The sequence below is a fragment of the Bradyrhizobium sp. USDA 4504 genome, from assembly GCF_054063995.1.
The window spans coordinates 795,223-817,269 of the sequence record NZ_JBSSGV010000001.1 but is presented as its reverse complement, the minus strand read 5'-3'; the positions used below and the strand labels follow the sequence as shown (position 1 = coordinate 817,269).

The following is a 22,047-nucleotide window of genomic DNA, read 5'->3' as shown; positions in this document are numbered from 1 at the left end:
CGTACTCTCCCAGAATTCCGCCGCCTGATCGGAGACGAATTCAGACAGGCGACACGCGCTTTGGCAAGACGGCGAGCCCTTCAATTTCCGCGCGCATGCTCCGCGGTTTCGCGCACGCTATTTGCAGTCCTTATTTCGAGTCCTTGGCCGCGATCACCTCGATCTCGACCAGGAATCCGGGATTGGCGAGCGCGGCGACGCCGACCACCGAGCGCGCCGGCAGGTTTGGCTGGCTGCCGCCGAAGAACTGGGTGTAGCCCTCCATGAAGGCCTTGAAGTCCATCGGCGCGGATGCGTTGTGCACCAGGAATACCTGCATCTTGACGACGTCGCCCATGCCAAGGCCCTGGCCTTCCAGAATGGCCTTGATGCGGTTGAGCACGCCGACGGTCTGCGTCTTGGTATCGCCATAGGCCTGCGGGCTCGACGGATCGGCGTCCTTGTTGATCGCCGGCGGCACCTGGCCGCTGACATAGACGGTCGTGGTGTTGCCGGTGACGGTCACGGCCTGCGCGATCGGGAATGTCGAGTTGGGAATCGGATGCCTGACCACATCCGCGCAGGCGACCGTCGCCACCGCGGATAGCGCCGCGCCCAGTGTGATAGTTGCTAATCTCATGATTTCTCCATTACTCGATAGAAGTTCGTGCGGCACACATCGTTCATTTCGTCATTCCGGGGCGCGCGCAGCGCGAACCCGGAATCTCGAAGTTGCGGAACTCCGAGTACATCACCTCTGGATTCCGGGTTCGCGGGCCTTGCCCACGCCCCGGAATGACGGAACGGCGCCTCTAGCGGCGGGCGTCCTGGACATCCTTGGTCGTCACCGCGTCCTCATAGTTGTTGCTGAAGTGCGTCCGCAGATAATTCACAACGGCGGCGATCTGACCATCGGTCATCATGTCGCCGAACGCCGGCATGCCGCGGCGGCCGTTGATGACCAGGAAGACCGGATAGCTGCCGGCCTCGAGATTCTTGTTGCCGGCCAGCGACGGGTAGCTGCCCGCCCCGCTGGCGCCCGTCGCATCCGGCATGTGGCAGCCCTGGCACACATTGGCGAACAGCTCCTCGCCGGTCATCTCGACGAAGCGGTAGCCCGAAGAGAAGGTGCGCTTGCCCGCGCCGCTGTCCTGCCCAAGGGCTGCCGTCGCCCACAGCAGCGCCAGTCCAGCGACGACGGATGTTGCGGTCCGCATCATCATGTCTTCACCACGCGTTCGTGCAGCCGGGAGATGACGTCGAGCGCGGACAGGATGGCGCCCTCCTGCCAGGCCGGCAGCTGCGAGGCGTGCTCGCCCGCCAGCACGATACGGCCGTCGATCTGGCAGAGATTGCGGTAATGCTGCGCGCGGGTGGCTTCGGTCCATTCGCCGGCGCAGCCGAGCGTGAACGGCACGCGATGCCAGGCCACCGCGACGCCGTTCTCGAATTCGTTCCTGTACTGCGGATGGATCGCGGCGCCGAACTCGACCGCGCTGGCGACCCGCTCGGCCGGCGTCATCGCGGTGAACTCGAACGAATTGGCACCGCCATACATATAGGCGCCGAGCAGGATGCCGCGGCCGCCGCGGTTGAAGCCATAGTTCGGGTAGGCGATCTGCCGGATCGGCAGGTCGGTGTAGCTGATGCCGCCATAGATCGCGTCATCCTCCTCCCAGAACCGCCGCTTGAACTGCAGGCCGATCTTCACCGAGGCTGCATAGGGCACGGAGTCGATCGCACTCTTCATCGGCGCGCTGACATCGACCGGCAACTGGCTCAGGATCGGCAACGGGATGGTGCAGATGCACCAGTCGGCGGTGGCCTGCTGCACCGTCGATGGACTGGCGGTGTCGACATAGCTCACGGTGACGCCGGAGCCGTTCTGCTGGATCTGCGTCACCTTGGCGCCATAGCGGATGAGATCGCCGACCTCGCGCGCGAACGCCTTGCCGATCATGTCCATGCCGCCGACCGGCTGGAACATGGTGGTCTGGAAATCGTAGCGCGCAAAGGTCTGCAGATAGCGCCACATCCGCGACCGCAGCAGCTCCTGCAGCGGGATCGGCTCGCTGGGCAGCGGATCGCCCATCAGGCCGCCGCCGGGATCGCGCGCATAACCGCGGAACTCGGCCGACACGAGGTTGGCATTGTACTTGTAGTCGCGATCCAGCGCGCCCCAGTCGCGCAGCGACTGCAGCAGGATCTCCTGATCTTCCTTGCCGACGGTCTCGTCGAGCCGGCCCAGCTGGGTGATCTTTGCGAGCAGCTCCGAAACCCCGCCCTGGAAATCCGCCTTGATGCTGCGAAAGCGCTGCGGCTTGCCGCTGAATGCACGCGTCGCGTGCAGATAGGCGTTGTGATTGAGCTGGATGAAGGGTTCCAGCGTCACATTGAGCCGGCGGCAGTAGTCGAGCAGCGCACGGTGATGATAGGGAATCCGCCACGGGCCGGGATTGAGATAGAGCCCCTGCTCGAACTGGCTGGTCTGCCTGAAGCCGCCGAGCTCGACAAAACTGTCGCCGCCGCGGATCGACCAGTTGCGGCCGCCGGCGCGGCTGTTGAATTCGAGGATCTGGACCTTGTAGCCGGCCTTGCGCAGCTCCAGCGCCGCCGTCATCCCGGCAAGCCCCGCGCCGAGAATCAGCACCGAGGCGCCCTTCACATCGCCTGCGAGCTTCAGCGGCCCCTTGTAGGCGGATTCGGACGCGAAGCCGAGGCTCGTCATCGCGTGATACATCGCCGAACTGCCGGCAATGGTGCCAATCAGCGCCAGCAGATCCCGCCGCCTGATCACAGATTCGTTCTGCACCCGCGCTCACCCAGCCGCTGACGTCGATGGCAAAGGGAAACGGTTGACGCGATCCGTGTCAAGAAAGGGCGCACGCTTCCACATCCACCCACACGCGCTTTTGATGCATCACGCGACCGCCACGTCACACCACGTGCTCGCGATGCACGCGCCGGCAATCCATTTCGAAGTCGAGGCCAACCACCGGCGGCCGGTCGAAATGCCAGGTCAAGCCGTTGCGCAGCACGCCGCGGCGGCCGAGCTCGCTTTCGAGCACCGGATAGGCGTCGTGCACAGTGTAGAGCTGCACCGCGGTGGTGTCCTGCCAACGGCCGCCGAACGCGCTCATCCGGCGTTCCATCTCGTCGACCACGAATTTCGCCTTCGCCAGCAGGCCGGCCGGGCTGGTGTCGCCGAGGGCTACGGTATGATCGCGATAATTGGCCTTGCCCTCGACCGACTCGCCGCTGCCGGCGACGACAAAGCTGGCTGGTTCGTCCATGGCGGCCGGCACCGTGTAGCAGAAGGCGTGGAAGCTCGGCTCACCGGGCGGATCGAGCTTCGGACAGACATTGCTGCGCGCCACCGGATTGACGCCGTCCCGCATCGCACCCCAGGCCACGAGCGTCTTGATGTAGATCTCGTTGAAGGCCCTGAACCCGTCCTCGGTGAACGGCGCCGGGGAACGCAGTTCGCAGGCGCCAAATGACGTCAGCGGACGACCCGCCGCTTTGATGATGTCGGCAATCCTTGCAAAACCCGCGCCCAACGGCACCGGTTCAGAGAACCTGACGCGCTCGATGGCAAAGCTGGGCAGCGCAGCGATGCCGCAGGAATACTGGCTGACGCCGGGCATGAAGCGGTAGCCGCCGTCGGAAGCCTCGATGGTGTTGGTCATGGTGCCTCGTGAACACGGTGATGGGGCCGTCGCGATGACGCCTCGCTTGATTTCACCACAGCTGTCGTCCCTGCGAAAGCAGAGACCCATACTCCGCGGCCGAGGTTGTTAAAGGGACTCGTCATTTCGGCGTCGTGAAACAATGACGATCGGTGGTTATGGGTCCATGCTCCCGTGCGCAATTGCGCACTAGGCAGGGACGACACTGAACTTGTTGCACGACCACCGGTGGAAGGGCTCCCTTCCCTCTCACCGTCGTCCCGCGACGAGCCGGGCGGTCGTCGGCCGACAGCGATCGTCAGTCGGCAGGGATGAAGTGGAGTGTGCCTGCCCGGCGCGTCGGCTTGCCGGTGTCGTTCGTATGATTGACGCCGTCCATCACAGGCACCTCGGGGAAGTCGAACGGGCTTACACCATCCAGGCAGGCCACGTTGACGGCATACAAGTTCTGGTTCGATCGCCGTTGATGATGGGTGTAGATCCCGCAGCGCGAACAGAAGAAGTGCTGCACCGATCCGGTATGGAAGCGGTAGCTTGTTAGCGCATCCTCGCCGTGCAGGATCTTGATCCCGCCCATTTCGGCCATGGCAACGACGGCGCCCCGCATCCGGCAGTAAGAGCAGGTGCAGCGGCGGATCGAATTGAAGCCGTCGCTGAGCGTCACCTCGAAACGCACCGCGCCGCAATGGCACTGGCCAGCCCGAACACCCATGTCGCCCGTCATGTTGCTGCGTCTCCTGTCCAGATCGCCTCTGCGCCCGGTCTAGCCGGGCGGACGAGAAGGTCTCAGCGACGTCAACGCGCAGCAAGCCCGCAGTTCGCGCGGAACCGCGCAGGAGCATGATCCGCCAACTAAGACTGATCTCAATCCGAACGTATCGTCAGGATCGGCGCCGGACAACCGATCAAAACTCGCGCATGATAGGAGAAAAACTCACGCGAGGGCTCGATGCAAATTTCTGACAGGGCTAGTGCGACTTGGCAACGTAGGGGCAGCCGCCCTCATCGAGCGGACGGAAGGCCTGGTCGCCCGGCACCGTCGCGAGATACTCGTAGAGGTCCCACTTGCTCTTGGACTCTTCCGGCTTCTTGATGCGCATCAGATACATGTCGTGCACCATCCGGCCGTCCTCGCGCACGAGGCCGTTCTGGGCAAAGAAATCATTGACCGGGGTCTTGCGCATCTGCGCGATCACGGTCTCCGAATCGACCGAGTTGGTCGCGGCGACCGCCTTGAAATAGTGCCGAAGCGCCGAGTTGACGCCGGCCTGGTAAGCGGTCGGCATCGCCCCGTGCCGCTTGAAGAACTCCTGGGCGAACACGCGCGTCTCCGGCGTGCGATCCCAATAGAAGGAATCGGTGAACAGCAGATCGTGCGCATGCGCGAGGCCAAGCGCGGGCACGTCGGTGAGCGTCACCTGCAGCGCGACGACCTGCATGCTGGCGCGGATATTGAACTCGTCGGCCTGCGACACCGCGTTGCGGAAGTCGGAACCGGCATTGGCAAGCGCCAGGATCTTGGCGCCGGAGGACTGGGCCTGCAGCAGGAACGACGAGAAATCGGCGGTATCGAAGGGATGGCGGACCGCGCCCAGCACCTTGCCGCCGGCCGATGTCACGGCCTTGCTGGCATCGCGCTCCAGCGCCTGGCCGAACGCATAATCCGCCGTCAGGAAGAACCAGGGCGTGCCGCCGCGCGCAACCACGGCCTTCGCCGTCGCGTTCGAGGAGGCATAGGTGTCATAAGTCCACTGCACGCTCGTCGGCGAGCATTGCTTGCCGGTGAGATCGGACGAGCCCGAGCCCGAGATCAGAAACAGCTTCTTGCGTTCGCGCGTCACGGTCTGGATCGCGAGCGCCACCGCGGAATTGACGCCTTCGGCGATCACGTCGACACCCTTGTTGTCGATCCAGTTGCGCACGATGCCGGTCGCCACATCAGGCTTGTTCTGGTGATCCGCCGAAATGATCTCGATCTTGCGTCCGGCGACCGTGCCACCGATTTCCTCCGCGGCCATCTGCGCCGCGATCACCGATCCCGGGCCATTGCCGTCGGAATATTGCCCGCTCATGTCGGTGATGATGCCGACCCGCAGCACGCCATCCTCCGCTCGGGCAGCGCCGGCCGCAAATGAGAGACACACGGCAATTGCGACCAGGACATGCGAGCGTTTCGTGATGGACATTTCGTTCCCAGGGGTTTCGACGTTTCGGACGATCTCCTGAAGCAATCAGGGATCGCCGACAACCCCGTCGCCGGCATGGCGCTCTGCGATTCCGCTCAGAAATTCCGGGAGAAGGAACACAGCTGGACCCCGGCACGCTCGCATTTCCGATCATGCGAACGCCGCGACGAAATTTCGCCGCGGCGTGCGTTGAATCATACGAATGGATAATGCGTGGTGGCGTCGAGATCGCCTCAGCGCCGCTGCCACAATTGCCGTGCCAGAACGCCGGCCTTGCGTTCGATCGCCTCGGCGGCGTCGAGACACATGTCCTCGCGATAGCGCGAGCCGACGATCTGGACGCCGACCGGCAATCGCTCATCGAGACCCACCGGCACCACGGCCGCCGGCAGCCCCAGAACGTTCATCGACGAAATGAAGCGCAGGTCGTTCCAGAACAAATCCTTGACGCGCTGATCGCCGCCGAGATCGGCGTTGACCTCCGGCGTCTTGCGCACGGTGGTCGGCATCAGCACCAGCGGATACTGCTCGAGGAACGTCATCCAGTTCCGGATATGGCGCGAGCGCTCGGCGATCGCCTTCATGTAGCCGGCCTGGTCGAGCGGGTTGGCCAGCGCCATGAAGCCGCGGAACGTCTTCTGGAAGTCGGCGCTGGTGGTCGCCAGCATCTGGTCCTGCTGCAACACGCGAACCTCGGTCATGATCAGGTCGCACCAGAGCTGCCAGACCTTGTTGAGGTCGGGGACCTCGACCTCGCTGACCGCATAGCCGGCATCGGCGAGATGATCCGCCGCCTTGCGCTGAAGCGCAATCACGCTGCGATCGGTCGCCATGTCCTCGGGGATCTTTGCGAGCGCGACCTTGATCGGCCCGGCCGGCTTCGGCCCCGTCAGCGGCGCCGGCACATACCAGGGATCGCGTGGGTCGCGCTGCGCCATCACCTCGAGGCCGAGGCGCACGTCGGCGACGTGGCGCGCCAGCGGCCCTTGCGACGACATGAACTGCGCCATCAGCGGCCGTTCTACCGTGGCGCTGGGATTGAACGCCGGGATGCGGCCCTGGGTCGGCTTGATGGTGGCGATTCCGTTGCAATGCGCCGGCCAGCGCAGCGAGCCGCCGATGTCGTTGCCATGCGCGATGGTGCCGATGCCGGCCGCGATCGACGCGCCGGCGCCGCCCGACGATCCGCCGCAGGTCACGTCGGCATTCCAGGGATTGCGCGTCAGGCCATGCAGCGGGTTGTCGGTGAAGCCGCGCAGCGAGAACTCCGGCGTGTTGGTGAGGCCGATGATGACGGCGCCGGCCTTTCTGAGATTGGCCGTCACCGGCGAGTCGCCCGGCGCGATGTTGTCCTTGAATGCCACCACGCCGTTCGAATTGGCCTGGCCCTCGACGTCGATGTTGATCTTGATCGTGACCGGCACGCCGTGCAGCGGCCCGACGGCGCCGCCTCCGCGCTTGCTCGCGGCCAGCGCCTCGTCCGCGGCCTTCGCCGCCTGCATCGCAGACGCGCCGAGATCGACCACGACGGCGTTGAGCGCCGGATTGGCGTCCTGCATGCGGTCGAGATGGGCGCGAACCACCTCCTCCGACGTCACTTGGTTGTTTCGGATCGCCGCGGCCGTGTCGACGGCGGACCAGTGCCAGATCGGTGCATTCGTCACGTGATGTTCTCCCATGATGTTCAGTGCTTGTTGTTGGTTCAGTCTCGCGGGTCGATCGGCGTCAGCTTTGATGCACGCGCCTCGATCAGCTCGGCCACTGCGAGACAGACGTCTTCCCGGAAGCGGCCGGCGATCACCTGCACGCCGACCGGCACGCCCTCGGCGGTCCCGGTCGGTACGACGACCGACGGAAAGCCGAGCGCGGGCACCGCAAGCAGCGGCCGCTGCGCGTCGAGCAGCGCGCGGACCACCGCCGCGTCTTCCTGATCCTGATCGAAACGGAACGGCAGTTGCGCCGAGACCGGCAGGATGATGACGGGATAGCGCTCCTGGAACAGCTGCCAGGCCCGCACGATCGCCAGCCGCTGCTCGAAGCAGGCGAGCACCTGATCGCCGTCGAGCTCGGGCGCGTAGGCGATATGGCACTCGAGATTGTAGCGGCTCCGATCGTCGCCGAACTTGCGGATCATCGGCGCCAGCACGCGCCGCTCCTCATTGATGACGAGGCGATGCCAGAGATCGGCCGCCTCCGCGAGCCGCGGCGGCACGGTCTCCTCCACGGCAAAGCCGGCCTCCGCGAGCCAGCGTCCGGCAGCGCGCACCGCCGCGCTCACCTCCGGCGCCTCGTCGCCGAACGGCGCGGGCGCGACCGCGACACCGATCGGACGCTTGAGCGGCGCACCTTGCAGGGGCACCGGCAGCCATGTGCCGTCGCGCGCGTCCGCCTGGGCCATCGCGGCAAGGCCGAGCCCGAGATCGGCGACCGAGCGGGCCAGCGGCCCCTGCACCGACATCATCTGCGCGGTGATCGGACGATCGCTGGTTGCCGACGGATTGAACGCCGGAATCCGCCCCGGCGTCGGACGCAGGCCGGCGACGCCGCAGGCGTAAGCCGGATAGCGGATCGAGCCGCCGAAATCATTGCCATGCGCGATCGCGCCCATCCCGGAGGCGACGGCCGATGCGGCGCCGCCGCTGGAGCCGCCCGGCGTCAGCCGACGGCTCCACGGATTGTAGGTCGCGCCGTGCAGATCGTTGTTGGTGAACCAGCGGTGCGAAAAGGCCGGCGTGTTGGTGCGCCCGACAATGACCGCGCCCGCCTTGCGAAGACTCGCGACCACCGGGCTGTCCTCGGTGGCGATCACCTCGCGGAAGGCTACGACACCATTGGTGGTGGCGCAGCCGCGCTGGTCGACATTGACCTTGATCGTGACCGGCACGCCATGCAGCGCGCCGAGTTCCGCGCCAGACTTCACCGCGGCATCCGCCGCGTCCGCGGCAACCAGCGCTTCGTCGCCGAGCACAGCGACAATGGCGTTCAATGCCGGATTGACCTCGGCGATGCGATCGAGGCTGGATCGCACGGCTTCCCGGCTGGAAATCGCGCGCGTCGCGATCGCACGCGCCAGATCGACGGCCGACCAGCTCCACAACTCATTCTCGCGCCGCGTGTCCATTGTCGTTTTCTCCAGGGCGTGATGCAGCAGTCCGCCGATGCGGTTCAATCGAGCCGCAACGGCTGATGAAACACGGGCAGATCGATGCGCCGGTCTTCCGCGGGAACGACCACCGCTTCGGCGCTCAGCACATGATCGAGCATCACGCGCCGGGCGCGCGCGGCATTGCCGGAGCGGAACGCGGCCATCAGACGCTTGTGAAACTCGATATTCTCGCAGGTGAAGCTGGATGCGAATTCCTGCACGCCGAGCTTGCCGATCAGATGCCTGATGGCCTCGTTGACGAACCGGCACACCAGGCCGAGCAGCGGGTTGGGACAGGCCTCGATCAGGATGTCGTGGAAATCGATCTCGGCGTGGCGATGATGTTCCCAATCGGCATCGCCACGGGGATGATGCTCCTGGACCGCGATCGCCTTTTCCAGTGCTGCGAAATGCTCCGCCGTGAGGTGGCCGACCACGCTGAAGGCGAGCTCCGGCTCGATCAGCCGGCGGATCTGGTAGATTTGCGCGGTAGAGACCGACTGGAAGTAGAAGTAGTTGCTGAGCAGGCCGACGATCCGGTTGATCGACACGGGCGCCACCCGCGCGCCGCCGCCGGGTCCGGTGGTGTTCTGCACCAGCCCCTGCACCTCCAGGGACTTGAGCGCCTCGCGGATGGTCGAGCGGCTGCAGCCGAACATCTCGATCAGCTCGCCCTCCTGCGGCAGCCGGTCGCTCGGCTGCAAGCCGGCCTGGAAGATGTGGCTGCGGATCAGGTCGGCGACGGCGTCCGAGCGCTTGCGCTTGATCGAGGCGCGGCGCGAAGGGTCGAGGGACGGGAGAGCCGATTTATCCATTTTATGATCATAAATAGGTCCGGCACGGTATGGCAAGACGTTTCCGCCGGCCGCCCGGGCGACATCGGTCAATACTCCCGTTCCAGGAACGCAGAAATCGACGCTGCGGACTCAGGATCGATCAACATCTGATGCCTAGAATGCCACGGCAAATTCCAATGAGGCCGGCATGACAGGCGACGAAGTTCGAGATCAGGCTCAATCCGGTGGCGGCGTGGGACTGTCCGACGAAAACCTTGCGCTCCACCGAAGCGCCATCCAGAGCCGCATTACGTTTCAAGGCCTTGCGACCCCGGCCATTCGAGGGGCTGTCGTGGGACTACTTCCTCGCGGATGTCGAGCTGGAAGCGCGCGCTGCGCGCATCGGGATGCGCGACACGACCATCGGGTCGTACTGCGACACCATACAGTTGCTGCCTGCGGCCGCGATCGTCCGCCTGGATGCAGCGCTTTCCGTCTACTTCCTGCCTCCCGAGCCCGAGAGCGAGGCTCACGTCGATTACCTCTTGCGACCGCTGGACGCCGCGACGGCAAAGCGGATGCGGCAGCGTCGGCATGCCGTTCACGCCATGCAGGCCGTGGCGCAACAGCAGGAAGAGGCCAGAAAAAAAGCGGCTGCGCCGGACGAAGAACTCAAGTCGCAATATTGGCCGTGTCCGCATGCGGCGCTGAGTACCGAGCCCGACGACTTCCTGCTCTGGATCAAGGATCAGACGCCCGACACCTGGCACGTCATCGTCGACAGCTGGGATCACAACAGCGACGATCGGGATAGCGTGATCGAATTGATCTTCGAGCAGCCGAACTGCGACCTCCGCACGGCCGCGCAATACTTTTTCATCGCGGCATTGGGGCTCGCCAACGAGGAGCCGGCGCAACTCAGTTCCGGCTATCGGCGCAAATGGCATCTCATGAAGCGCGTGGCCGACAACTGGCAACGCGGGCATTATCTGCGCAATGAATTGCAGCCCTCAGTTCAGCCGTCCGACGTCCAATACTACGATGAGTTGGTGGCGCGCCGGGAGGCCAGTGGTCGTCCGCTGCCGTGGACAGTGCCCGGACCGAAACTGCGCCGGTTTGGCGGACGGCAGGCGAATTCAGCGTATTTCTACGAGGACTGCCATTTGAGGCTGGGCTTTACGGCTTGGAAACAGCAGCGCGAGCAACTAGGGTGCGGCAGGGACTTTCCGCGCTGTTGCCAAGAATGATCACGCCTCCTCAATTCGACAGGCGCTGCGCCTCGAGGCCGCGGCTGTAACGCGACATCGCAAAGCAGAACACGAAGTAGATCACGCCGACGAACAGCGTACCCCCCGGTCGCTTGGCATCGCCCCGAGGCAAAGCGCCTACGCGGTCAAAGGGCGACCGGACGCTGGACGATGGTGATGACGAGGAGCCCGCGGAACCGAGGCGGCGTCTCGCTTAAAGCGGACTATGGCTCACGGTGTGGCGCATCTGGCGACAAAAGCCCTCCACGAACTGCGCGAGCGCCTCGAAATTGACCAGCAGCCTTTCGGCCTGCTCCCGGTCAACCGATCCAGGGGCAAACGATTCCGCCAGACGCCGCTGGCGATCTGCGCGATCCCGGCACGCTGCGGCCCTGCTTTCGGCAAACTCCAGTTGCTCGTGTCGGCGGCCGAGCTTGTCTTCTTCCTCAAGCAGCCGCTTGTTGAGCATCGATCTCGTGTTGGTTGGAACGTCCGGGCGCTTCAGCAGATCCAGATAGTGGTCGATGTTTGCGCGCGCGGTATACTCGTTCACGTATGTGCCTCCCGCCAGTCGCAGTCTCGGTCGGCGAGGCTTGGCTTCAACATTCAGGAGTTGCTCGATCTCCGCCAGGAGTTGGCGAAGCTCATCGGTCGAAAACCCTTGCAGGGCATCGTGGACCTGGTTTCGGGTACTCTCGGGATAGGAGGCGTTGTCTTCGGCCATTGGCGTACGGCAAAAATCAAGGTAACGCCCTGTCCGGGCCGAACCAAATCAACAAATCAACGGCAGCATTTGCGTTCAGTCCAGATCGAACGACGCCCGCGCGAACAATGATTTCTGTCATCGCGCGCGCTCGCGAATCCAATGGCGCTCAAGATAAGTTACGGGCGGAACATCGCCTAGTGCACTCTGTGCCAGCCGCGCCTTTGCGCCAAGCATCGGCCAAGTCTTGGTTGCCGCATCGTTAAAGCCAGAACAGGCCGCTCCAGAAATCAAAGCACACGGCTGCGGATGCGAACAGGCCGGCACCGAAGGATGCAGCATGTAAGGGAGGCAAGCGACGGAGAATCCGGACCGCTCAGCCGTGCGCGCGCTGCGCCTCGAGGCCGCGGCTGTAGCGCGACATCGCAAAGCAGAACACGAAGTAGATCACGCCGACGAACACATAGACCTCGACGCTGAAGGCCTGCCAGGCCGGATCGACGATCGCGGTCTTGGCGGTGGTCAAGAGATCGAAGATGCCGATGATCAGGACCAGGCTGGTGTCCTTGAAGAAGGCGATGAAGGTGTTGACCAGCGGCGGGATGACGTGGCGGATCGCCTGCGGCAGCACGATCAGCGCGTTCTTCTCCCAGTAGGACAGCCCGAGCGCGTCGGCGGCCTCATATTGTCCGCGAGGCACCGCCTGCAGACCGCCGCGCACCACTTCCGCAAGGTAGGCGCCGGCATAGAGGATGAAGGCGATCTGGGCGCGCAGCAATTTGTCGATGTTGACGCCGTCGGGCATGAACAGCGGAAACATGACGCTCGCCATGAACAACAGGCTGATCAGCGGCACGCCGCGGATCAGCTCGACATAGAGCACGCAGAGCGAGCGGATCGCCGGTAGCTTGGAGCGGCGGCCGAGCGCGACCAGGATTCCGAGCGGGAAACCGAACGCCAATCCGAAAGTCGCCAGGATCAGCGTCACCGGCAGCCCGCCCCAGCGGTCCTGCGTGACAAAGGACATGCCGAGAAAGCCGCCCCACATCAGGCACCCGATCGCGATCAAGGCCGCAGCCCACAGCAGGAACAGCTCCTTGCGCCAGAAGCTGCGGCGGCTCGAGACCACGAACAGCGCAATGAAGATCACGACCGCGAGCGCTGGCCGCCACTGCTCGCTGAACGGATAGGTGCCGAACAGGATGAAGCGGTACTTCTCGGGGATCACCGCCCAGCAGGCGCCGACGCCGCGCAGCGCGCGGCAGGCGCTGGTGTCGTTGCCGGAGACGATCCAGACCGCGTTGGCGATGCCCCATTGCCAGAGGCCGATGCACGCCTTGCCGAGCACGAACAGCAGCAGCAGCGTCATGATGCTCGACGTTACGGACGCGAACAGGTTGGCGCGCAGCCAGGCCACGATCTGGCCGCCGAGCGTGCGCTGCGCGCGGCGCCGGCCGATCGGCAGCGGATCCTGCGGGAGATGTGCGACCGAGCTCATGTCAGCGCTCCACCAGCGCGATCCGCGCGTTGTACCAGTTCATGAACAGGCTGATGCCGAGGCTGATGGTGAGGAACACCATCATGATCAGCGCGATCGACTCGATCGCCTGCCCGGTCTGGTTCAGCGTGGTGTTGGCGATCGAGACGATGTCCTGGTAGCCGACCGCGACCGCGAGCGACGAATTCTTGGTCAGGTTCAGATACTGGCTGGTCATCGGCGGGATGATGACGCGCAGCGCCTGCGGCAGCACGATGTGCTGCAGCACGAAGCTGCGCTTCAGCCCGAGCGCCTTGGCGGCGTCCGACTGGCCGCGCGGCACCGCCTGGATGCCGCTGCGCACGATCTCGGCGATGAACGCCGAAGTATACGTGACGAGCGCGATCAGCAGCGCGAAATATTCCGGCGCCAGGGTCAGCCCGCCGACGAAGTTGAAGCCGCGCAGCTCGGGCAGCATGACGCTCCAGCTTGCGCCCAGAAGCCACGACACCAGCGCCGGCAGCGCGATGATGAGGCCGAGCGCGTAGGGCCAGACCGGCCGCGCCTTGCCATCGAGCATCTGCTGCGCGATCAGGCGGCGCCTGACGATGAGGAAGACGATCACGCCGGCGACCAGCGCAACGAGCGTCCAGCCATTGGCCTCATGCAGCGGCACCGACGGCAGCACCAGGCCGCGGTTGGACAGATAGACCCCGTCGACCGGCTTCCACGCCTGGCGCGCCGCCGGCAGGCCCTGCATCAGCACGTACCAGAACAGGAGTTGCAACAGCAGCGGCAGGTCGCGCAGCACCTCGACATAGACGGCGGCGAGCCGCGCCAGCAGCCAGTTCGACGACAGCCGCGCGATACCGACCAGCGTGCCGATCACGGTCGCCAGCACGATGCCGATGACCGCGACGCGCAGCGTGTTGACGACGCCGACGATGAAGGCGCGCAGGTAAGTGTTCTTTGGCGTGTAGTCGATCCAGCTGTCGGCGATCGGCATGCCGGCTTCACGGCCGAGGAAGGCAAAGCCGGTCGAGATGCGCCGCACCGAGAGGTTATGGACCGCGTTGGACCACAGCCAGGCGACGACGGCGACCGCGATGGCGACCACTAGGACCTGCCAGAACAGGCCTGCGACGCGGGGATCGCTGAGCGAAAGCCGCCAGGGCCGGGCGGGAGGGCGTTTCGGCGTCGATGTCGTCACAGCACAAGGACCCCAGTGAGAAGCGATCTTCTGCCATGCGCAAGAGCGTTTTCGAGCGAAGTGGATACCCGGTTCGCGTGAAGAAGACGCGTCAACCTCAAATCCTGCGCGCGTCATATGTTGCACCAATTTAATATTTGTGCAACATATGTTTCATGGCCCAGGCCCAGCCGAAACCATCGCCCCTGAACGAATTGTGCAGCGCACTGCCGTCGCTGCCGATGCGCTTGCAGGAGGTCGGCCGGTTCGTCGCCGCCAATGATTACGACGCCACCACCCGCTCGATGCGCGAGCTCGCCTCCGTCGCCGGCGCCGATCCTGCCTCATTCACCCGTCTTGCCAAGGCGCTCGGCTATTCTGGCTGGGACGAATTGCGCGCCGCACTCACCGAGGCGCGCCGGCCGGCGCAGGGCTCGCCGTTCTCCGGCCGCGCCAGGAGCCGCCGCGCCGGGCCGAATGCCGATGTCAAACTGGTGCACGACAAATTGGAGGCCGAGGCCGCGGGCCTTGCGCGGATTTCAGCGAGCGCGATCGCGGAAGCCGCGCGTGCGCTGCACTCCGCTGACAGGATCTGGATATCGGGGTTTCGCAGCTGCCGCAGCGTCGCGGAACTGCTGACCTATCAGCTTCGCCTGTTCCGCCCCGATGCCGTGCAATTGGTCGGCGGCTCCGGCCCGTTCGATCTCGACCACGGCGCCTTCCGCTCAGGCGACGCCGTGGTCGTGATCGGCTTTGCGCCCTACACCCTGGTCAGCGTCGAGACGGCGCGCGCGGCGCATCAGGCGCATGCTGCGCTGATCGCGATCGCCGACACCATCACAGCTCCGATGGCCGAAGGCGCCGATCATCTGCTGCTGTTCGAGGCCGCCTCCTCCCCCGGCTTCTTCCCGAGCCTGACCGGCGCGATCGCAGTCGCCCAGTCGCTGGCGGCCGTCGCTTTCACGCTGGGCGGCGCGAGCGCAAAACGCAAGCTGGAGGAGACCGAGGGCCGGCTTGCCGAGATGTCGCAATATTTCGTCGAGAAAGGATGACTGTCATGGCAGCCAACAAGAGCCGCGTGATGCATCGCAGCCTGCGCGAGACCCCGCCGAAAGCGGTCGGCGGCGACGGCGTCTGGCTGATCGCGGAGGATGGCCACCGGATTCTGGATTCCTCCGGCGGCGCCGCGGTGTCCTGCCTCGGCCATCAGCATCCGCGCATCCTGGCCGCGATCGCCAAGCAGGCTTCGAAGATCGCCTATGCCCATACCGGCTTCTTCTCCTCCGAGCCCGCGGAAGAGCTCGCCGAGCGGCTGGTCGGCCACGAGCCCGGCGGCCTCGGCTATGTCTATTTCGTCAGCGGCGGGTCGGAGGCGATCGAGGCCTCGATCAAGCTGGCGCGGCAATATTTCATCGAGCGCGGCGAGCGGAAGCGTGCGCGCTTCATCGCGCGCCGCCAGAGCTATCACGGCAATACGCTCGGCGCGCTGTCGGCCGGCGGCAATGCCTGGCGCCGCGAGCCCTACGCGCCGCTGCTGTCGCCCTCGTTCAGCCATGTCACGCCGGCCTTCGCCTATCACGAGAAGCGCGACGACGAATCGGAGGCGGCGTTCGTGGCGCGCCTTGCCGCCGAGCTCGAAGCCGAATTCCAGCGGCTCGGCCCCGATACGGTCGCGGCGTTCATCGCCGAGCCCGTGGTCGGCGCCACCGCCGGCTGCGTGCCTGCGCCGGAGGGTTACTTCAAGGCGGTGCGCGAGATCTGCAACCGCCACGGCGCCCTGTTGATCCTCGATGAGGTGATGTGCGGCATGGGCCGCACCGGCACGCTGCATGCCTGGGAGCAGGAAGGCATCTCGCCCGACATCCAGGCGATCGCCAAGGGCCTCGGCGGCGGCTATCAGCCGATCGGCGCGATGCTTGCCAGCGGCACCATCGTCGACACCGTGCGCAACGGCTCCGGCGCGTTCCAGCACGGCCACACCTATCTGGCGCATCCGCTCGCCTGCGCCGCCGCGCTCGAGGTGCAGAAGGTGATCGCTGAGGAGAAGCTGCTCGACCAGGTCAAGGAGCGCGGCCGCCAGCTCGAGCAGCGGCTCACCGAACGGTTCGGCAATCATCGCCATGTCGGCGACATCAGGGGCCGCGGCCTGTTCTGGGGGCTCGAGCTGGTCGCCGACCGTGCCACGCGGCAGCCGTTCGATCCCAAGCTGAAACTGCATCAGCGGATCAAGTCCGCGGCCTTCGCCGGCGGGCTCGGCTGCTATCCGTCGGGCGGCACCGCCGACGGCCAGCGCGGCGATCACGTGCTGCTCGCCCCGCCCTATATCGCAACGTCCGGCGACATCGACATGATCGTCGAACGACTAGGCACCGCGGTGGACAGCGCGCTGAAGGATATCGGTCACGGAGCATGATCCGGAAAAACGGGCACCGGTTTTCCCGCGACAAACGCGAAGCGTTCGCGCAGGGATCATGCTCAAACGTTAGGAGGAGGAGGAAAGCATGCTGAGGGGTATCATCACTCTAATCGTTCTCGCCGCGGGCATCGCGGGCGCAAGCGCCGCGACGCTCGACACCGTCAAGCAGCGCGGCACGTTGGTGTGCGGCGTCTCGACCGGCTTTGCCGGATTCTCGGCGCCGGATTCGCAAGGCAACTTCAAGGGGCTCGACGTCGACTATTGCCGTGCGCTTGCCGCCGGCGTGCTCGGCGATCCCGCCAAGGTGCGCTACGTCGCGCTGACCGCGCAGAACCGCTTCACCGCGCTGCAGTCAGGCGAGATCGACGTGCTCTACCGCAACTCGACGCAGACCTTTCTGCGCGGCACCACGCTTGGGCTGCGGCAGGGACCGGTCAATTTCTACGACGGCCAGGGCTTTGTCGTGAAGAAGGACCTCGGCGTGAAGGAGCTGAAGGACCTCAAGGGCGCCACCGTGTGCGTCGCCCAGGGCACCACGCATGAAGTGACGCTCGGCGACTATGGCCGCGCCAACGGCATCGACTGGAAGCCGCTGGTGTTCGACCGCGTCGACACCATGTACCAGACCTTCTTCGGCGGCCGCTGCGATGCCATGACCCAGGATGCTTCCGCGCTCGCCGGCGCGGTCGCGACCGCAGCCCCGAAGGCCGATGACTACGTCGTGCTGCCGCAGACCATCAGCAAGGAGCCGCTCGGCCCGTTCACCCGCAACGGCGATGAGGTCTGGAGCGACATCATCACCTGGCTGCATTACGGCCTGATCGAGGCCGAAGAGCTCGGCGTCACCCAGGCCAATGCCGACGAGATGGCGAAGTCGCAGGTCCCGGCGATCCAGCGCCTGCTCGGCGCGTCTGGCGATCTCGGCTCGCGCCTCGGCCTCGACAACAAATGGCTGCTCGCCGCGATCAAGGCCGGCGGCAATTACGGCGAAATCTTCGAGCGCAATGTCGGCAAGGCCAGCCCCTTGAAGCTCGAGCGCGGCCTCAACGCCACCTGGAGCAAGGGCGGGTTGATGTACGCAATTCCGTTCAAGTGACCGAAGTTACCTCGCCCCGCCTGCGGGGAGAGGTCGGATTGCGAAGCAATCCGGGTGAGGGGGCGCCTCCGCATACCCTCCTCTCACCTGTTACGACGATAGAGCCCCTCACCCCAACCCTCTCCCCGCGAAACAGCGGGGAGAGGGAGAGCAAGAAACATCGATGCGCATCACGCTCATTCACGCCCTGAAACACTCGATCGTGCCGATCGAAGCATCGTTCGCACGGCATTGGCCGGAGGCGCGGCTGATGAACCTGCTCGACGATAGCCTGTCGGCGGACCTCGCGCGCGACGGCAAGCTTGACGAGCGCATGACCGAGCGATTTCTGACCATGGGCCGCTATGCGGCAAGCACCGGCGCCAATGGCATCCTGTTCACCTGCTCGGCGTTCGGGCCGTGCATCGAGGCGGTGGCGCGCGCGCACGCGCCGATGCCGGTGCTGAAGCCGAACGAGGCGATGATCGAGCAGGCGGTGGCGAAGGGCAAGCGGATCGGCCTGCTCTCGACCTTCCCGCCGACGCTGGTGTCGATGCCGCCGGAATTTCCGCCACAGGTCACGCTGGTGCCGAAACTTGCCGATGGCGCGCTGGCGGCGCTCGACCGCGGCGACCGCGCCGAGCATGACCGCATCGTCGTCGAGGCGTCCAAGGAGCTGCGCAACTGCGACCTGATCGCGCTCGCGCAGTACAGCATGGCGCCGGCGGCCGAGCGCGTCGCCGAAGTCACCGGCCGCGAGGTGCTGACGACACCTGATAGCGCGGTGCTGAAGCTAAAGGCGATGCTGGGGGTTTGATCTCCGTCATTGCGAGCCACCCGGTCGGCGCGAAGCGCCGCCGGATGACAGGCTCCGCGAAGCAATCCATTTCACCGCATACGCGGATCGATGGATTGCTTCGTCGCTTCAGCGCAAAATTGCTTCGCAGTTTTGTCGCGAGCTCCTCGCAATGACACAAGGTCGCGGCTCACGCCCCCGCGTCGTGCACGTTCAGATCGACGCCTTGCGGATCCCTAATCGTCGACACCGTGATGAGCGAGATCAGCGACAGCACCGCGATGTAGACGCCGACGCGCCAGGACTGGCCGTAGGTGCCGATGATCCATTGCGCGATCATCGGCGCGAAGGCGCCGCCGAAGATGGCGCCGAGCGCATAGCCGATCGAGACGCCGGAATAGCGCACCTTGGCCGGAAACAGCTCGGCATAGAGCGCCGCCTGCGGGCCATAGGACAGGCCGAGCGCGATGGTGAGCCCGACCGCGCTGACGAAGAACAGCAAGAGGTTCTTGCTGTCGATCAGGAACCACATCGGCACCGCCCACAGCACCATCAGGGTGTAGCCGATCTGGAAGCAGCGCACGCGGCCCATTTTGTCGCCGAGGATACCGCCGAGCAGCGTGAAGATGAACCAGCTCACCGCCGCGAGCGTGCCGATCAGCAGCAGCTGCTCCGACGGCATCTTCAGCGTATTGGCGCCGTAGCTGATGATGAACGCGATCAGGATGTAGCCGGCTGCATTGTTGGCCATGAAGATCAACGCGGTGCGCAGAATCTCCTTGCTGTGATTGCGCATCAGGTCGCGCAGCGGTGCAGAGGATTCCTTGTGCCGCCGCTGCATCGCCTGGAACACCGGAGACTCTTCGACCGTGCGGCGGATCACGATGCCGACGACGATCAGCACGATCGACAGCAGGAACGGAATCCGCCAACCCCATTCGATCATCGCCTGCTTGCCAAGCGTCGCGGTGAGCACCCACAGCACGCCTGTCGCCAGGATCATGCCGAGCGGCGTGCCGATCTGCGGGAACGAGCCGAAGAAGCTGCGCTTGTCGACGGGTGCCGATTCCACCGCCATCAGCGCCGCGCCGCCCCACTCGCCGCCGGCCGAGAAGCCTTGCAGGATGCGCAGGAGAATAAGGAGTGCCGGCGCCCAGGCACCGATCTGCGCGTAGGTCGGCAGCAGGCCGACCAGCGCGGTCGCCGCCCCCATCAACAGCAGCGTGACGACCAGCATGTTCTTGCGCCCGAAGCGGTCGCCGAGATGGCCGCAGACGATGGCGCCTAACGGGCGGAACAGGAATGAGAGGCCGAGCGTCGCGAACGAGACGATCTGCGCCAGCAGCGGATTGTTCGCGTTCATCGGCGCGAAGAACAGCGCGCCGAACACCAGGCCCGCCGCCTGGGCGTAGACGAAGAAGTCGTACCACTCGATGGTGGTGCCGACGAGCGTTGCAGTGAGGACCTTGCGCTCCTCATCCGACAGTTCAGCGCCGCGCGAGCGCGCGGACAGTTCGATGGACATGTCGCCTCCCCAAAACCCGTTCTTGAACCTGTTCTTGGCCGCGCGGGTGTGGTCGGCGGCGATGCGCCTGCCCCGCACGGATGCTGGGCCCGGGATTAGCAGAGGTTTCCGCACCACACGAGCAAAATAGTTGCAGCCGCAACGATATTCGGCGAATTGTGCTTTTGGCCCCGGTTCCCGACCCCGCTACCTCGACCGCGATCGGCGGGCAGCTATCCCGAAACGCCGATTGTGCATCGCAGCAAGATCGCTACGATGCGAGGATTCCCAAGAGGTTGCTAAGTGTCTGACATCAATGCCGATGCCTGGGTTTCCTCAGGCCACCGCCCGATGGGCTTTCCGGAATTCGTCGTCGTTATCGCCTCGATCATGGCGCTGAACCCGCTGGCGATGGACATGATGCTGCCGGCGCTGCCGAACATCCGCTCCGCGTTCCAGATCGCCGATGCCAACCGTCCGCAGATGGTGCTGTCGATCTTCCTGGTCGGCTTCGGCGCCGGCCAGTTCGTGATGGGCCCGCTATCGGACCGCTTCGGCCGCCGCCCGGTGCTGCTCGGCGGCATGACCGTCTACACCATCGCCGGCCTGCTCGCGATCATGGCGCCCTCGTTTGAGACGCTGCTGCTGGCGCGCGCGATGCAAGGGCTCGGCACCGCGGCGACCCGCGTGATCGCGACCTCGATCGTGCGCGACTGCTACGCTGGACGCCGGATGGCGAGCGTGATGTCGCTGGCGATGATGGTGTTCATCGCAGTCCCCGTGATCGCGCCGTCATTCGGCCAGGCGGTGATGCTGCTGACGCACTGGCGCGGCATCTTCGTGCTGCTGATGATCTACGGCGTGATCGCGCTGGCCTGGAGCGCGATGCGGATGCCGGAGACGCTGCCGCTGGAATTGCGCAAGTCGCTGGCGATCCCGGAAGTGCTATCCGCGTTTCGCCAGACCGTCACCAATCGCCAGACGCTCGGCTACGCGCTCGCCGCCGGCGGCGTGCAGGGCTCGCTGTTTGCCTTCGTGTTCTCCTCGCAGCAGATCTTCACCGAGATCTTCAAGCTCGGGCATTACTTCCCGGTCGCCTTTGCGGCCTGCGCGGTCGGCGTCGCGATCGCCGGCTTCCTCAATTCGCGTATCGTCGGCCGCATCGGAATGCGCGTGATCTCGCACGCCGCGCTGACCGGCTTTGCCGTCGTCGCAGGCGCCCTGCTGCTGGCGGTGAAGACCGACACGCTGTCGCTGCCGCTGTTCATGGTGCTGTCGGGCCTGATGATGTTCGCGTTCGGGCTGATGATGGCGAATTTCACCGCGCTCGCGATGGAGCCGCAGGGCAAGATCGCCGGCACCGCCTCCTCGCTGTACGGCACGATCACGACGCTCCTCGGGATCGGCGTCGGCACCACGATCGGCCAGGATTACGACGGCACGCTGGCGCCGTTCGCGACCGGCTTCTTCCTCTGCACGCTGGCCGCGCTCGCCGTCGTCTTGGTGACGGAGAAGGGCCGGATGTTCCGGCCGCATCATCATCCGATTTGATCTTCGTAGCCCGGATGAAGCGCAGCGAAATCCGGGACGCTTTTACCTGCGGCACGAACCCCGGATTACGCTGACCCTGTCATCGGGCGCGCGTTCGCGCGACCCGTTGGCGCCATCCGGGGTACAATTCTGACTGGTTACATCACTGTAGCCCGCATGAGCACAGCGATATGCGGGGCTGCTGTTCCCGGATGTCGCTTCGCTCATCCGGGCTACAATTCTGATTGGTTACATCATCACTGTAGCCCGCATGAGCGGAGCGATATGTGGGGCTACTGTTCCCGGATGTCGCTTCGCTCATCCGGGCTACGATT

Annotated in this window: 19 protein-coding genes; 6 read left to right on the top strand and 13 right to left on the bottom strand. The window is 65.2% G+C overall.

The features are described 5' to 3' along the window. Positions 1–130: 130 nt before the first annotated feature. The 9 genes from ACVMB1_RS03455 to ACVMB1_RS03415 all read right to left on the bottom strand — a co-directional run bounded on the left by ACVMB1_RS03455 (position 131) and on the right by ACVMB1_RS03415 (position 9,814). Positions 131–619 carry a Rid family hydrolase gene (locus ACVMB1_RS03455; protein WP_141343112.1) on the bottom strand — a complete coding sequence of 163 codons (489 nt, stop codon included), beginning with the start codon at positions 617–619 and terminating at the stop codon, positions 131–133. A 172-nt stretch (positions 620–791) separates the two neighbouring features. Next, positions 792–1,196, bottom strand: a complete 405-nt coding sequence (locus ACVMB1_RS03450) for a c-type cytochrome (protein ID WP_229192223.1) — start codon at positions 1,194–1,196, stop codon at positions 792–794. A 2-nt stretch (positions 1,197–1,198) separates the two neighbouring features. Next, entirely contained in the window at positions 1,199–2,791 is a 1,593-nt protein-coding gene (locus tag ACVMB1_RS03445) for an NAD(P)/FAD-dependent oxidoreductase (protein ID WP_141343111.1), read from the bottom strand. A gap of 124 nt (positions 2,792–2,915) precedes the next feature. Next, the gene (gene cnbZ, locus ACVMB1_RS03440; protein WP_456814078.1) at positions 2,916–3,668 is read right to left on the bottom strand and encodes a 2-amino-5-chloromuconate deaminase CnbZ; all 753 of its coding nucleotides are present in this window, start codon (positions 3,666–3,668) and stop codon (positions 2,916–2,918) included. Between the two features lie 298 nt (positions 3,669–3,966). Further along, positions 3,967–4,392 (bottom strand): GFA family protein, encoded by a 426-nt coding sequence (locus ACVMB1_RS03435; RefSeq protein ID WP_076829027.1) that lies wholly within the window; start codon positions 4,390–4,392, stop codon positions 3,967–3,969. A gap of 244 nt (positions 4,393–4,636) precedes the next feature. Next, the gene (locus ACVMB1_RS03430; RefSeq protein WP_141343109.1) at positions 4,637–5,854 is read right to left on the bottom strand and encodes an ABC transporter substrate-binding protein; all 1,218 of its coding nucleotides are present in this window, start codon (positions 5,852–5,854) and stop codon (positions 4,637–4,639) included. A 233-nt stretch (positions 5,855–6,087) separates the two neighbouring features. Next, on the bottom strand, positions 6,088–7,533 hold the full coding sequence (locus tag ACVMB1_RS03425; protein ID WP_141343108.1) for an amidase family protein: 1,446 nt from the start codon (positions 7,531–7,533) through the stop codon (positions 6,088–6,090). A gap of 23 nt (positions 7,534–7,556) precedes the next feature. After that, positions 7,557–8,975, bottom strand: coding sequence for an amidase family protein (locus ACVMB1_RS03420; RefSeq protein ID WP_253624204.1), 1,419 nt, complete (start codon positions 8,973–8,975; stop codon positions 7,557–7,559). Positions 8,976–9,019: 44 nt separating this feature from the next. Next, positions 9,020–9,814: a FadR/GntR family transcriptional regulator gene (locus ACVMB1_RS03415; protein ID WP_141343101.1), complete on the bottom strand. Its 795-nt coding sequence runs from the start codon at positions 9,812–9,814 to the stop codon at positions 9,020–9,022. Between the two features lie 236 nt (positions 9,815–10,050). Here ACVMB1_RS03415 and ACVMB1_RS03410 point away from each other — a divergent pair, with 236 nt between their 5' ends. Then, positions 10,051–11,022, top strand: a complete 972-nt coding sequence (locus ACVMB1_RS03410) for a DUF4274 domain-containing protein (protein ID WP_253640467.1) — start codon at positions 10,051–10,053, stop codon at positions 11,020–11,022. A 214-nt stretch (positions 11,023–11,236) separates the two neighbouring features. On the opposite strand, the gene ACVMB1_RS03405 is transcribed toward ACVMB1_RS03410, so the two are convergent. The 3 genes from ACVMB1_RS03405 to ACVMB1_RS03395 all read right to left on the bottom strand — a co-directional run bounded on the left by ACVMB1_RS03405 (position 11,237) and on the right by ACVMB1_RS03395 (position 14,412). Then, positions 11,237–11,746, bottom strand: a complete 510-nt coding sequence (locus ACVMB1_RS03405; protein WP_141343099.1) for a hypothetical protein — start codon at positions 11,744–11,746, stop codon at positions 11,237–11,239. 355 nt (positions 11,747–12,101) lie between these two features. After that, the gene (locus tag ACVMB1_RS03400; RefSeq protein ID WP_057018832.1) at positions 12,102–13,223 is read right to left on the bottom strand and encodes an amino acid ABC transporter permease; all 1,122 of its coding nucleotides are present in this window, start codon (positions 13,221–13,223) and stop codon (positions 12,102–12,104) included. Position 13,224: 1 nt separating this feature from the next. Continuing rightward, positions 13,225–14,412 (bottom strand): amino acid ABC transporter permease, encoded by a 1,188-nt coding sequence (locus tag ACVMB1_RS03395; protein WP_375162627.1) that lies wholly within the window; start codon positions 14,410–14,412, stop codon positions 13,225–13,227. A gap of 155 nt (positions 14,413–14,567) precedes the next feature. Here ACVMB1_RS03395 and ACVMB1_RS03390 point away from each other — a divergent pair, with 155 nt between their 5' ends. From ACVMB1_RS03390 to ACVMB1_RS03375, 4 genes are all read left to right on the top strand, one after another. Further along, on the top strand, positions 14,568–15,443 hold the full coding sequence (locus ACVMB1_RS03390) for a MurR/RpiR family transcriptional regulator (RefSeq protein ID WP_141343097.1): 876 nt from the start codon (positions 14,568–14,570) through the stop codon (positions 15,441–15,443). Positions 15,444–15,448: 5 nt separating this feature from the next. After that, a complete protein-coding gene (locus tag ACVMB1_RS03385) occupies positions 15,449–16,804 on the top strand; it encodes an aspartate aminotransferase family protein (protein WP_141343096.1) in 1,356 nt (451 codons plus the stop codon). Between the two features lie 88 nt (positions 16,805–16,892). Next, positions 16,893–17,903 (top strand): amino acid ABC transporter substrate-binding protein, encoded by a 1,011-nt coding sequence (locus ACVMB1_RS03380; protein ID WP_141343095.1) that lies wholly within the window; start codon positions 16,893–16,895, stop codon positions 17,901–17,903. Positions 17,904–18,066: 163 nt separating this feature from the next. Continuing rightward, positions 18,067–18,699: an aspartate/glutamate racemase family protein gene (locus ACVMB1_RS03375; protein ID WP_057018837.1), complete on the top strand. Its 633-nt coding sequence runs from the start codon at positions 18,067–18,069 to the stop codon at positions 18,697–18,699. Between the two features lie 169 nt (positions 18,700–18,868). Here ACVMB1_RS03375 and ACVMB1_RS03370 read toward each other — a convergent pair whose 3' ends face one another. After that, positions 18,869–20,203 carry an MFS transporter gene (locus ACVMB1_RS03370; protein ID WP_253624209.1) on the bottom strand — a complete coding sequence of 445 codons (1,335 nt, stop codon included), beginning with the start codon at positions 20,201–20,203 and terminating at the stop codon, positions 18,869–18,871. A gap of 330 nt (positions 20,204–20,533) precedes the next feature. On the opposite strand from ACVMB1_RS03370, the gene ACVMB1_RS03365 reads away from it, so the two are divergent. Continuing rightward, positions 20,534–21,733, top strand: a complete 1,200-nt coding sequence (locus ACVMB1_RS03365; protein WP_256528113.1) for a multidrug effflux MFS transporter — start codon at positions 20,534–20,536, stop codon at positions 21,731–21,733. The last annotated feature ends 314 nt before the right edge of the window (positions 21,734–22,047 follow it).